At 37.3% G+C, this 12,617-nt stretch carries 8 protein-coding genes and 1 pseudogene; 2 read left to right on the top strand and 7 right to left on the bottom strand.

The features are described 5' to 3' along the window. Positions 1-298: 298 nt before the first annotated feature. Both BLT18_RS09230 and BLT18_RS09235 read right to left on the bottom strand, forming a co-directional pair. Positions 299-823: a MaoC family dehydratase gene (locus tag BLT18_RS09230; protein WP_091273281.1), complete on the bottom strand. Its 525-nt coding sequence runs from the start codon at positions 821-823 to the stop codon at positions 299-301. A 25-nt stretch (positions 824-848) separates the two neighbouring features. Further along, the gene (locus BLT18_RS09235; protein WP_091273318.1) at positions 849-2,009 is read right to left on the bottom strand and encodes an acyl-CoA dehydrogenase family protein; all 1,161 of its coding nucleotides are present in this window, start codon (positions 2,007-2,009) and stop codon (positions 849-851) included. A 585-nt stretch (positions 2,010-2,594) separates the two neighbouring features. Between BLT18_RS09235 and BLT18_RS09240 the strand changes: the two genes are divergently transcribed. Further along, complete coding sequence (locus BLT18_RS09240; RefSeq protein WP_091273283.1) at positions 2,595-3,479, top strand: LysR family transcriptional regulator; 885 nt, start codon at positions 2,595-2,597, stop codon at positions 3,477-3,479. 1,379 nt (positions 3,480-4,858) lie between these two features. Here BLT18_RS09240 and BLT18_RS17980 read toward each other — a convergent pair. Further along, positions 4,859-5,368: a hypothetical protein gene (locus BLT18_RS17980; RefSeq protein WP_139184725.1), complete on the bottom strand. Its 510-nt coding sequence runs from the start codon at positions 5,366-5,368 to the stop codon at positions 4,859-4,861. A gap of 119 nt (positions 5,369-5,487) precedes the next feature. Here BLT18_RS17980 and BLT18_RS09255 point away from each other — a divergent pair. After that, positions 5,488-5,667, top strand: a pseudogene (locus BLT18_RS09255) (hypothetical protein); the annotation flags it as partial. 198 nt (positions 5,668-5,865) lie between these two features. Here the strand turns inward: BLT18_RS09255 and BLT18_RS09260 are convergent. The 4 genes from BLT18_RS09260 to BLT18_RS09275 form a co-directional block, all read right to left on the bottom strand. Then, on the bottom strand, positions 5,866-7,233 hold the full coding sequence (locus BLT18_RS09260; protein ID WP_091273287.1) for an MmgE/PrpD family protein: 1,368 nt from the start codon (positions 7,231-7,233) through the stop codon (positions 5,866-5,868). Positions 7,234-7,814: 581 nt separating this feature from the next. Next, a complete protein-coding gene (locus BLT18_RS09265; protein ID WP_091273289.1) occupies positions 7,815-10,103 on the bottom strand; it encodes a molybdopterin-dependent oxidoreductase in 2,289 nt (762 codons plus the stop codon). A 201-nt stretch (positions 10,104-10,304) separates the two neighbouring features. Beyond that, positions 10,305-11,135: an alpha/beta fold hydrolase gene (locus tag BLT18_RS09270; RefSeq protein ID WP_091273290.1), complete on the bottom strand. Its 831-nt coding sequence runs from the start codon at positions 11,133-11,135 to the stop codon at positions 10,305-10,307. 120 nt (positions 11,136-11,255) lie between these two features. Beyond that, positions 11,256-11,996 (bottom strand): SDR family NAD(P)-dependent oxidoreductase, encoded by a 741-nt coding sequence (locus tag BLT18_RS09275; RefSeq protein WP_091273292.1) that lies wholly within the window; start codon positions 11,994-11,996, stop codon positions 11,256-11,258. Positions 11,997-12,617: the final 621 nt, after the last annotated feature.

The raw sequence follows: 12,617 nt of genomic DNA on the forward strand, positions 1-12,617 counted from the left end.
AGGAACCCTAAATTTTCATTTATGCATTAATAGGTTCTGCGGTGGCAGTAATCCACAATATTGACGCTCCAACCATTAGTGGGGCCTGCAATTAATGAGCGGTATGCTTTGAATTTGGGACGGCTGCAAAACCAGTGGTCTAGACAATTGCTCAAGCAAGTTAAAGTTTTTTCAGTGACGCACCTTTTTCTTCCCACGTCATTATCTTTATCATTAATTAGTCAAAAAATTAAGAACACTAATCAACCTTTCAGCTCCCTTATTACAATCACATATGGGCCAGAATTAATCTATTAAGTTATCGTTCTTGTCTTTGTTCAAGGACTTTTGTTAACAATTTATCTGTTTGTTCAGGGCCACCACCACGTTTATAAACCATGAACGTTCGTTTATATTCGATTACAATGTTGCCTTTTTGGTTATATCCTTTGGTTTCGACCCGAATGATACCTACGTTTGAACGTGATTTTGACTCTCTTTTTTCTAAAACTTCTGAATAAGAATAGATAGTATCTCCTTCAAACACTGGATAAGGTAGACGTATTTCATCCCACCCTAGATTTGCCATGACATTTTGGGAAAGATCAGTTACTGATTGGCCTGTTACTAGAGCAAGAGTAAGGGTTGAATTCACAAGCGGTTGGTCAAATTCTGTTTGCTCTGAATACACTTGATCAAAATGAATTGGATTTGTATTTTGTGTTAACATAGTAAACCAAATATTGTCCGTTTTCGTTATCGTTCTGCCAAGCGGATGAGAGTATATATCACCGACTTCAAAGTCTTCAAAAAATCTACCATTCCATCCATTTTTAACATTCATTTCTATATCCCCCCTATTAACTCTTTTAGAAAGATCGTGGAAGACTTAAAACATGTTGACCTATATAACTTAATACAAGATTATTTGTAACTGGGGCTACAATATAGAGTCGTGCTTCCTTAAATTTTCGTTCAATGTTATATTCTGTAGCAAACCCATAACCACCGAACGTCGTCATTGCCGCATTCGCTGCTTTCCATGTAGCCTCCGATGTTAGGTATTTTGCCATATTGGCTTCTTCTGCACATTTTTCTCCCGCATCAAATAATGTAGCTGCACGGTCTCTCATTAGTTTGGCTGCCTGAATATCCATGTATGACTCCGAAATAGGAAATTGCACACCCTGATTTTTACCAATCGGACGATTAAATACCACTCGTTCGTTTGCATAGTTAACAGCCTTGTCTATAAAGTACATGCCATCGCCTACACTTTCAGAAGCTATTAAAATTCGCTCTGCATTCATCCCACTAAGCACATAACGGAACCCCTTGCCTTCCTCACCAATTAAATTTTCAACAGGTACTTTAGCTCCTTCAAAAAAAACTTCCGTTGTAGCGTGATTGATCATCGTATTTATGGGACGAATATCGATCTTATCCGCTTGGTCTTTCATATCAAGAACAAACAAACTCAAGCCATCAGTTTTTTTCGAAACTTGATCTTTCGGTGTTGTTCGTGCAAGTAGCAGCATTAAATCAGAATACTCAGCCCTTGATGTCCATATTTTTTGTCCATGTATTTCATAATAATCCCCTTTGCGCTCGGCAGTAGTAGTTATACTTGTCGTATCACTTCCGGCGGTAGGCTCTGTAATACCAAATGCTTGAAGTCGTTTAGCCCCTGATGCAATATCTGGTAATATCCGTTTTTTTTGTTCCTCATTTCCGTGCCTCAAGAGCGCTCCCATTGTATACATTTGGGCGTGTCCTGCTCCAGAATTTCCCCCTGAGCGATTAATCTCTTCCAAGATTATTCCAGCTTCCGTAATACCAAGCCCAGTTCCCCCGTACTCTTCAGGTATTAAAACAGATAGCCAGCCGTCCTCTGTTAAAGATTGAATAAATTCCTCAGGATACGCCTTTTTTTCATCAAGTTCACTCCAATACGATTCAGGAAATTTTTTGCACAAATTTTGAATGCTTTTCCTGATTAACTCATGATTTTGGTTTTTTTCCTCTACCATAGTCATAAATAATTACCTCCTATAATTTTGGTTGTGCAAAAATAAATAATGTGTCTTACTTTTGTATTAGCTTTAATAGAAATTATATAATTTAGAAACTTCAAAAACAATTCCAATTATGCATTTCATCAATGTAAATAATGCATTAAAATTGAAACTATAAATTTCTGACTCTATAATATTTGAGGTGTTAAATTAGGCATAAAAAAACTCGCAAGCTCCCATGCCAGTACACTTGTGACTGATAAACGAACTTTTGGTGCTGTTTTTTCTCTAATAATATATGGGAATTGCTCTCTAAAAAGGAGCGATTGTCTCATAAGTGCCTTTTTCCATGTGGCGATGATAGGCTGTAAGTGTTATCCAGGACGAGGAATCACAGGAGATTGGTTGCATGTCATATAATTCTTTAATGATAAACAAACTAGTTTTGTCGTATAATGGTAGGGAAGTACTACTCTAGTCTTTTATTGATTCTTTGGTCAACTACTATACAAAACTTGGGAAGATACTTCCTTTAATTTTCAAAAAACCTTGAGATGCAGGGGCTTAACCATGAAATGTTAGTAAAAGGGGAACCTTATAATGGATATTGTACAACTTCAAAATTTCATAGTTGTTGCAGAAGAGGAAAATATGACCAAAGCTGCCGATCTGCTAATGCTATCCCAATCGGCATTGAGCCGCTCTATCCTTTCGCTTGAAAAAGAAATAGGAGTTCCTTTATTTGACAGAAAGAATAGGAAAATTATATTAAATCGTTATGGTAAGACTTTTCTTAAAGATGCCAAACACCTGGTACAATACTGGGACCATTCAAAGCTACGGTTAAAAGAAATGGTTGAACCAAGTCTAGGTAATGTCTCCACTTCTTTTGTTCATAGTCTCGGCATTACTTACATTCCTTCCATTTTAAAAAAATTCAAGGAGCAATTTCCAGACTATACATTATCTTTACAAGAAGAGAAAGCGCCAAACATTATCAAAGAACTCCTTACAAATGACATCGATTTTGGATTTGGAACTCAGTATAAGACCTTTGCTGAACTTGAATATACAACACTCTTTAGGGATAAAATTGTTTTGATTGCATCTAATCACCACGATTTTTGTAAAGAAAGAGAGCCTATCACCTTAGAAATGCTAGAAAAAGAACCATTTATTCAATACCCGGCAGGTACAGAATTAAAAAAACTTGTGGAAACTACAATAGCTTCTCATCACAAAACGCTTAACATCATTTATGAAGGATTAGAAATTAATAGTGTTATTGGTCTAGTAAAAGCAAATGAAGGTGTCGCCTTCGTTCCAGAATCAATCGTGCCAACTATTAACGGTATACACCTGGTACCCGTTACCGGACTAAACATAGAACGTCCAGTTTATTTAATTCATAAGAAAAAGGGGTACCTTTCAAAAGCAGCATTACAATTTAAAGATTTTGTTTTAAAACATCATTGCCTTTATTAGAATGCAACAGAAAATTTATACTGGACCCCTTAGACACAAAAAGGGTGTGTTAAGGGGTGGGAATGAAACGAAAACGTATTAAGGTCCACTTGAATACAACTGGTATCACATATCAAACCAAAAAGCAATCAAGCGTCATATGAGAGGCGACCAAGGTATCCATTTCACGAGGCTAGACGATGTTGTTATCAACATTTGGATGGACAAAAAAGTAGAGCTTGGGACAATATTCATTCAACGCTTCAGTCATTGCTACACCTTCAAACATTCGTTTCTCTTATTTAATTAAATTTCGTATATAGTTGAGATTAATTTTTTTGAATACTAGATGAATAGGTTTCATAAGTCGAAAACAAAAACATAATGTGAACGATTTCTGTATGTGTAAAATAACAAAAATGCGTTATGCAGCTTAGTTTCTCTAGCAGGCTAGGACGTTTACTGTTTCTGTAAATTAAGGATTACATATTCATTCCGTGAAAACTCGTTAAAATTGTTGAGCTGCGAAGATTTTCCTTTTATATGAAGTAACCTACTCCTTCCCAGGCATGATTTGTCGTCCACCGCCTGTGCAAGTCGCCGTAGAACTTCCAACAGCTGTATTCAAGTTTGATCTTCCACTAATGTTTCTCACGATGGATTGGAGATAGAAAGATGATACTTTTTGAAAATCTCTGCTGTCCCTTCCAAGACTTCTATGATGGCCCTTGGTGACATATTTGATTGTAGAATCCATTTTTAATGCTCTCCTTTGCTCATTTAATCTTTTTTGAAGGAAACGGATCCTCCAAAACAATCCCTTTATTCAAGATGTTGTAGAAGAGAGAATTCTTTCAATATTATATACTGACATGTAAAGGATACGAGCTGTCATCCCGTCGTGATTGATTTCTTACTACAACACAACGGGACTAGAAACACCCCAACTACCTTTCCAATTTATTTTTTATTGTTTGTTTTCCACCTTATTTTGCAAAGGAGAAAATTTCGCATGTTCTCTTTTTTCTTTTGTTTGCCACTTCTTATAAGCAAGACTAGCAAACAACAAAAAGCAGGATGAAAACAATGTACCCACTGGCAGTAAAGGAATCATCTCACCTGGCACAACAAATGGTAGCAGGGGCATCGCAAAGACAAGGGGAACACGCCGGCCTATCATCTCTTATAAAAAAACATCAACACCATTGAAATAAATGTTATCACTACCCAAGAGTCCAATAACATATACAAAACAACACCTAATGTGGTAGATATACTTAACATGACTACTTGATTTGCTGCTGTACTCTTGTCGTACGATGACACCTTTAATACTTCATAAGTTACCACAAAAATTGGTGGTATGGCTGCAAGCTGAGGATAACCAGTCATCCATGTCATCAACGCCCATATACTAACAAGGATAAAAAAACCACCATATGCTTCTTCTCAATTTCTACTTTTTCTTTCTGTTTCTTGTTCAACCCAAACAAGACAATGCCGAGTGTAAGTATCACACTGAGAGTACTTACAGAAGCAAGGAATATCCTATGTGTCGCATCGGTCACGACTGCTATTAGTCCTGTTGTCAATTCAGGAGACAAATTTGATTTTATCAGCCACATAAAGGTCAACATTAATAACAAAGTACATGCCAGCTTCCCAAAGTAAAAGAGAGGTAATTGGTTAATAGCAAAGCCAATGATGGCAGTACCAGTTAGAGAAACAAATATCATCCACGGCCGGTCCATCCATCCTGATATCCTCCATACCCAGAAGGCTATAGCTAGTGCTGCTATTTCTGGAATGATAACTTCGGGATTATTAAGAAGTATGGATACGCTTACCATCATTAATACAAATAATATAGCTATGAAATATGACAAAAATTCCGAACGTGTTATCACCATTTCACCTCTACTCTTATCTCGAACAACATATCACTTCCCTCGTAAATGAAGCCGGAAACACGTAACACAAAATGAGCCTTACATACAATACTCTTAGGCATATATTTGGAGGTGTCAGAATGGAGACCTATGCGAACCAAATCTTATCCAATTGGAACGGAAAACCATTAGAAGGTGCAAAGACAATGATTCAGAAATATGGATACCCTCAAGAAGCTACAATCAGTCAATTAATCTGGCATCATAATGGACCATGGAAACGCACTGCGGTACGCCGCGATACGGTCCCCCATAACTTCATGGACATGATCCGTTTTCGCCCCACAAGTGGGGCAGCGATGCGCCTTTCCACGTGGAGATGAAAAGAATTTGTTTAATTTAGAAAATTTTTCTTAAGAAAAGGAGGATATCCCTTAGTTTTAAAGGAATATCCCCTTTTGATGACAAATATATTGTAAACGGACAGAATGATTCTGCTGTCACCGACTAGCTCCAATTTATTTAATTATAGTGAATGAGTTTTGATGTTGGATTGTAAAAAATGTTTTTACATTTGGTAGTTCTTCCAAATGTAAAATATCATTTATATAGTTTTGAATCTGTTTTTCCGGTAGTTTACTAGCTAATTGTTTAAACTTAGCTACCATTTCTCCTTTTGTCGGAGGATTTTCTGGATCTCCTTTTGGATACTCTGATTGTTTTTGAACTATTTCACCGTTTGCTAACTGAATTTGAAGCGAGGAACCCCATTTTTCTGGATACGCCTCATGAATGGATGGTTCCACCCCTACTTTTACTTTTTCCATGAGCCCCCGAATCACAGGATCATGCAATGACTCTTCTGTGAAGTCCAGTAACCCTCCTTGTCGCTTCACAAGAGCTAATGCAGTACAAAATTGCAGACTAAACTTCGATGCGTAAACGGTATTCGGCTGTGCATTATCTGTTATATCAAGAGCCACTTGATATGTTTGTACCGTGACCTCCTCGATATCTTCTACTTTAAGATCATGTTCATTTGACAGATCAATTGCCAGATCCATGGTTGCGTGCGTATGACGACAGGAGGCATGAATTTTAAACGAGTTTTCGATAATCTTAAAGATCTCGCCCAATTGATTTGTAATTTTAGTAGGATCGTATTGTTTAGACATTGCTTCAAAGAACCCTCGACGTCCTTCTAAAATCTGGCTAGCTCCTGTAAAACCCCTTTTAGAAAGCAGTGCCGAAATGACACCGTTCATGGTAGCTTTACCCGGATGCAGTTGTTTACTCATAGCACCATCTTCGATGAACTCCCAAAGTCCAGATGCTTGAGTGCCTGCAGAACCAAGGGTGTGCATAATTTGTTCTGTATTTAAATCCAATAATTTAGCTGCAGCAGCTGCTGCTCCAAAGGTACCGCACGTTGCGGTATTATGCCAATAATAATAATGCGACGGAGTAACTGCTTCTCCTATTCGATAACACACTTCATAACCAATGGCTACTGCCTCAATTAAATCCCTACCCGATTTGTTCTTCCATTCGGCAACAGCTAGTGCAGCGGGAATAACCACCGTACCTGCGTGTATAATAGATCCCCTATGAATATCATCAAGTTCAACAATGTGACTTGCTGCTCCATTAACGAAAGCTGCCTGTGCAACAGAGGACTTTCCGCCAGTTACCAGTGTTGCCTGTTGCGCTCCACCCATGTCCCTTACAAAGTCATCTATGATTTTAATGGGCTGCAAATCTTTCCCGGCGACCGCCGAACCCATCCAATCCAAAATACAAATTTTCGCGAAATCTACTACATCTTGTGGTAAATCTTCGAATTTTGTATTCACAATGAAACTAGCAAGGCTTTGACTTAAAGTCATTTTATTTCCGTCCCTTCACTTTATTAGTTTATTCAGAATAAACTTCCCCCTCAATTTTAAAATATAAGGCTCCATTTTTAACTATTTCTTCATTAAGGATTGATCCCTGTTGAATACAGAGAACAATCCTTACTAGTTAATAATAATTTGTCTAAATTTTTTGAGTTCGGGGACAGACCTATGTCCATGTCCCCATACCCCAAAACTTTTTAACAATCCTCTAGGAATCTCCCTTTACGAGTTTGTCAACCCCCTACAACATAGGGTACATTTTATTTTTTCCAGAAGCTGCAACGGGATAACGGTTCCAATATCATATTCCCCAAAAATTACAACCTCTATATTTAGTGAATATTATGAACATTTTTATTAATTTAACTTATTCGAATATAATTCGAATAAAAAGCACCAAGAAATCGCTTGTCACTACTACGTTTAGTAGCGATTAAGATGAAGACTATGAATAATACAGGTTAGAATTTTTTTGACCTTATTTTTAGCGGTATTATGTGCAGTTTCAATACCTTTTCCAAAGAAGTCAATAAATTATTCTGCCATAATTGCAACACCATCTATTTTAATCATTTAACAATAGATGGCGGGTCCATTACTGTAAGCTTAGGCAATGTTTTTGTATATTTACGTACTTCAACTAGGGCGTGTTGTCCCGTGGGGGCTTGAGATAGATTTGAAGTGGGTCTATCAGCCGTTAAAGAATTAGGGTTGCCATGTTTACACATTCCATTTTCATCTGGATCATACCATGCCCCGGTAGAAAGCTGTACAACTCCTGGACGCACACTTTTACTTATCAATAGTCCAGCTAGACAACTTCCTCTATCATTAAAAACTTCAACCACATCTTTATCAGATAAATTACGTTTTCTAGCATCATCTGGATGCATTCGGAGTGGTTCGCGATTAGAAATTTTACTTTTTTGACTATAATCACCTACATCTAGTTGACTATGAAGGCGTGTTTTTGGTTGATTAGCAATCATATGAAGCGGATAATGTTTTGTTATATCACTACCAAGCCATTCTTTAGGCTCTAACCACTTTGGATGTCCAGCGCAATCTTTATATCCAAAACTTTCAATAGTTGACGAAAAGATTTCAATTTTTCCACTAGGAGTTCCAAGACGATGCAAAGTCGGGTCATCACGAAACTTCTTTAGCATACTTTGGGGTGCATCTTCAGTCGGCAATTGATATGTTCCAATATCCCAAAATTCTTGAAAAGATGGAGCTTGTATTTTCATTTCACTAAGATCTAATCTTAATTTTTCATACATGCATTTTAGCCAGTCAGTTACTGAACGTCCCTCTGTAAACTGTTTACCTATCCGCAATCTATGTGCTAGTTCGGAAAAAATCTCATAATCATCTTTGGACTCACCATGTGGTTTTGTTATGGATTTCATAGCGAAAAGTTCGCTCTCCCCCATCCCTATTCCTAGATCATCTCTTTCGATACTCATTGTCGCTGGCAGAACAAAATCTGCATGTCTAGTTGTAGCAGTCCAAAATGAATCATGCACCACAACAGTCTCTAAAGAATTGAATGCTTTCCTAAGTCGTCCTAAGTCCTGATGATGATGAAATGGATTTCCTCCACACCAATAAACCATTTTTATATCCGGATAAGTTAGAACTTTACCTTTATAATGATAACTTCCACCAGGGTTTAGTAACATATCTGCGATTCTTGCTACAGGAATATATTTATTTACATTATTTTTTCCTTGTGGTAGTGCTGGAACTTTCATTGTGCGGGGGTTATGACCAATAAAAGAACCTGTAAATCCATGACCAAACCCCCCCCCGGGAAGTCCAATTTGTCCAAGCATCGAAGCAAGGGCAATCCCCATCCAAAGGGGTTGCTCCCCATACTGAGTTCTTTGTAGTGACCAACTTACAGTTATAAGTGTTCGGTGGGCTGCCATATCTCGAGCGAGTTTCCATATTGTAGGAGCAGGTATCTCACTTATAGTTTCTGCCCAATTGGGGGTTTTTGGAATACCATCTTCGTTACCTAATATATATTTTTCGAGTTTTTCATAGCCAATGCAATATTTATTCAAAAATTCTTTACTCACAAGTTTTTCTGAAATAAGCACATATCCCAGGGCCAACATAAGAGCTGTATCTGATCCAGGTCTAGGAGCTATCCATTCTGCATTAGCTTCTTCTGCAATATCATCCTGTAAGGGACTAACAAGTATGAAGCGAGTTCCATTATTATGTGCTTTCTTAAGCCACCCCCTTGTATTATGACGACTTATTCCTCCCGCATTATTTGCCGCATTCTTCGTTGCAATTCCGCCAAATAATATTACTAATTCTGAATGATTTGCTATTGCTTCAAGTGACGGATTTTCTGTGAGTGTCGGATTTACACTTCCGATAATATGTGGAAGAAGGACATTTGAAGCACCGAAGCTATAATTATCAACGCCATCAACATAACCACCCATACAATTCAAAAACCGATGAATCTGGCTTTGTGCATGATGAAAGCGACCTGCACTTGCCCAACCATATGATCCTCCAAAAACAGATTCTGCTCCAAAACTACTGTAAATGCGCTTAAGTTCCTCTGCAAGTAAGTCTAGTGCATCATTCCATTCTAAAGGGACAAATTTATCTTTACCTCTACGACTACTTGAACCAGGACCATTCTCTAGCCAGCCGGAGCGTACATAAGGACGATCTATACGAGTCCTATGATGGTGAGATGATGGGATATTATATAAGATAGGGGATGGTTCTGGGTCTTTATCATAAGGTCGAGTGTTTAGAATGCGTTCTCCATCACTAATCGCATCAAAAGCTCCCCAATGTGACATATGAAGTATAGATTTACTCATTTTTTTACCTCCTCTAAAAATATACTTTCTAAAAATTACAATCCTCTTAATATTACATCTCCAGTAAATTACATTTACTGGAGATGTTTAGTGTTGTTTTTTTTAAGCAAATTGTTTCTTATATGTCTCATACTCATCTTTGACTTAGGTTTAAATATTAACGATAATTTTCATCATTACGCTCTCGATGGCAAAATCACTCTATTGAATTTGGCCTGGGATTTTGTCCATATTTGGAAATTGAATAAATGAAGTCAATTCTTCATTGAATTTCTGACTTTCTTCTATAAACGGTGCATGTGCACTGTTTTCAAATACAACTAATTTAGAGTTGTGGACGTTCTTGGCAGAGTGTTCTGATAAAGAGATCGGTACATTTTTGTCATGAAGGCCGTGGAAAAAGGCAACCGGGATTGTAATATCACTTAACCTTCCACGTAAGTCTATTTTGCCTAGATCTTCCATTGTCTTTTCTAAAAACCAGCTTTGTTCTAAAAGTATATGAAAAAGCCAATCCTTCATTGGCTGACCAACATCTTGGTGAAAAGTACCATCTGCAATATTCCGTAAAACAGCAGGCCGATTGGTTTTTAGTGCATCTACAGTTTCTTTCACAACCTCCTGTGGTATACCGAGTTCAAATTCCTCAGTTGACGTATAACGGGGAACTGGTCCTCCAACGGATACCGCCTTTATAACTGCTTCTCCTCCATAGCGGGTTACATAATCCATTACAATTGCTCCTCCCGCAGAAAAACCAACTAATATCACTTTATCTAAATTTAAATTTTTAATGAATTGATTAATATCATCTGCTAGTTTTGAAATTTCATAGCCATGAGATGGTTTATCGGATTCCCCACATCCACGCCAATCAATAGTAATAATCCTAAATTTTTCACTTAAATCTACAACCTGTCTTTCCCAGACCTTTCGACTCATTCCCCATCCATGAATAAAAACAATAGGTTGCCCTCGCCCAACATCTTCATAGTAATATCGAATTCCATCTTCAACCTCAACATATGGCATCAAAAAACCTCCCAAAAAGTTTTCAGTTATTTGTTGAAAAAGAATGAAAGCGTAGCCGTTCCTTTTTAATTAGTTTAATATGAATTGAGACATCGTTTATAAGGATAATTATCAGATAGATTAATATCTTTTGGTAAGTCCACCATCAATGATGAATTCACCAGCTGTTTGAAATTGACAATCATCAGATGCGAGATAGGATACCAAACTTGAAACTTCCTCTGGTTGTGCACGTCTGTTCATAGGGGTAGCTTTTAAAATAAAATTTAAATATTCAGGGTCCAAACCTGCATCCATTTCAGTTTCGACGAATCCTGGTAAAATGGCATTTACACGAATATTATACTTTGCAAATTCAACAGCAGCAGTTTTAGTCATAGCATTTATTGCTCCTTTAGCAGCATCGTACGCAACCCCTTCATTCATAGATCTTATGGCAGAAATGGAAGCTATATTAATAATAGAGCCACTTCCAGCACTTTGCATTGATGGCAAGACTGCTTTCATACCCAAAAATACAGAGAGTTGGTTCACTTGGATGACTTTCATATAGTCTTCTTCAGTCATATCTTTGATTTCATTAAGAATAGCAATACCAGCATTATTAACTAAGATACTTATTGGACCAAAAGTATCTTCAGTTTCTTGTATCACTTTCTTCCAATCCTCAGTCTTACTTACATCGTGTTGGATAAACAGTGCTTTTTCACCTAGTTCTTTAGCTAATTCTGACCCTTTTTCCTCCAATATATCTGTGATAACAACACTTGCACCATCGTTAACAAATCTCTTAGCATGTGAAGCTCCCATACCTCTTGCTCCACCTGTTACAACTGCTACTTTTCCATTAAGATTAGTCATTTTAACCCTCTACTCTTATAATTTCGTATTGTCAAAACTTTTATAAACTCCCAAAAAGATAATTAATCTTCCACCGGAGATCTTTCAAGCGATTCTGCAACTTTTAATCCAACAGATCCATCAGGAATTCGGTATAGAAAAGGAAAGTGAGTTACTTGAGAAAATCCATCTCATTCATCAACGGCTCCAATTCCTTGAACGTTAGTGAAATCAACACCCCGTTAAATAAACCATCCTACTATTGAGAAGTATTATTAGAAAAATTTTAAATAATTAGCTAGAGCATTGATTACAAAGATGAAATCAAGAGAAAGACGTGTTGATCAGATGGTTTCTCTTCTTCTCCATCCATTAGCTGCCCACTGTTCCTCATTTAATGGCTCTGTTTTATAAGAGAGTACATAGGGACTGGCGTTGAAATTTAGGCAATTGTGCCATATAAGCTTCCGCGGAAAGGGCAATAGCATGGTCAGCAGTAACTGAACCATTTCTTGTTACCGATTTAGTCCATTTTATAATTAAGACCTTACGCTTACTTATTTAATGTTGTTAGAGTTAGCTTCAACATTACAGTATTTTCGCAGTTTTACTCCCTAAAATAAAACTAGTATATCCATCCCG

Origin of the sequence: Alteribacillus persepolensis, assembly GCF_900099605.1 — a bacterium.
GTDB lineage: Bacteria > Bacillota > Bacilli > Bacillales > Marinococcaceae > Alteribacillus > Alteribacillus persepolensis.

Bases quoted from the DNA above. Each gene is read 5' to 3' on its own strand.
- BLT18_RS09230 (WP_091273281.1), bottom strand. From the start codon at position 823: ATGAATGTTAAAAATGGATGGAATGGTAGATTTTTTGAAGACTTTGAA.
- BLT18_RS09235 (WP_091273318.1), bottom strand. From the start codon at position 2,009: ATGGTAGAGGAAAAAAACCAAAATCATGAGTTAATCAGGAAAAGCATT.
- BLT18_RS09240 (WP_091273283.1), top strand. From the start codon at position 2,595: ATGGATATTGTACAACTTCAAAATTTCATAGTTGTTGCAGAAGAGGAA.
- BLT18_RS17980 (WP_139184725.1), bottom strand. From the start codon at position 5,368: ATGGTGATAACACGTTCGGAATTTTTGTCATATTTCATAGCTATATTA.
- BLT18_RS09260 (WP_091273287.1), bottom strand. From the start codon at position 7,233: ATGACTTTAAGTCAAAGCCTTGCTAGTTTCATTGTGAATACAAAATTC.
- BLT18_RS09265 (WP_091273289.1), bottom strand. From the start codon at position 10,103: ATGAGTAAATCTATACTTCATATGTCACATTGGGGAGCTTTTGATGCG.
- BLT18_RS09270 (WP_091273290.1), bottom strand. From the start codon at position 11,135: ATGCCATATGTTGAGGTTGAAGATGGAATTCGATATTACTATGAAGAT.
- BLT18_RS09275 (WP_091273292.1), bottom strand. From the start codon at position 11,996: ATGACTAATCTTAATGGAAAAGTAGCAGTTGTAACAGGTGGAGCAAGA.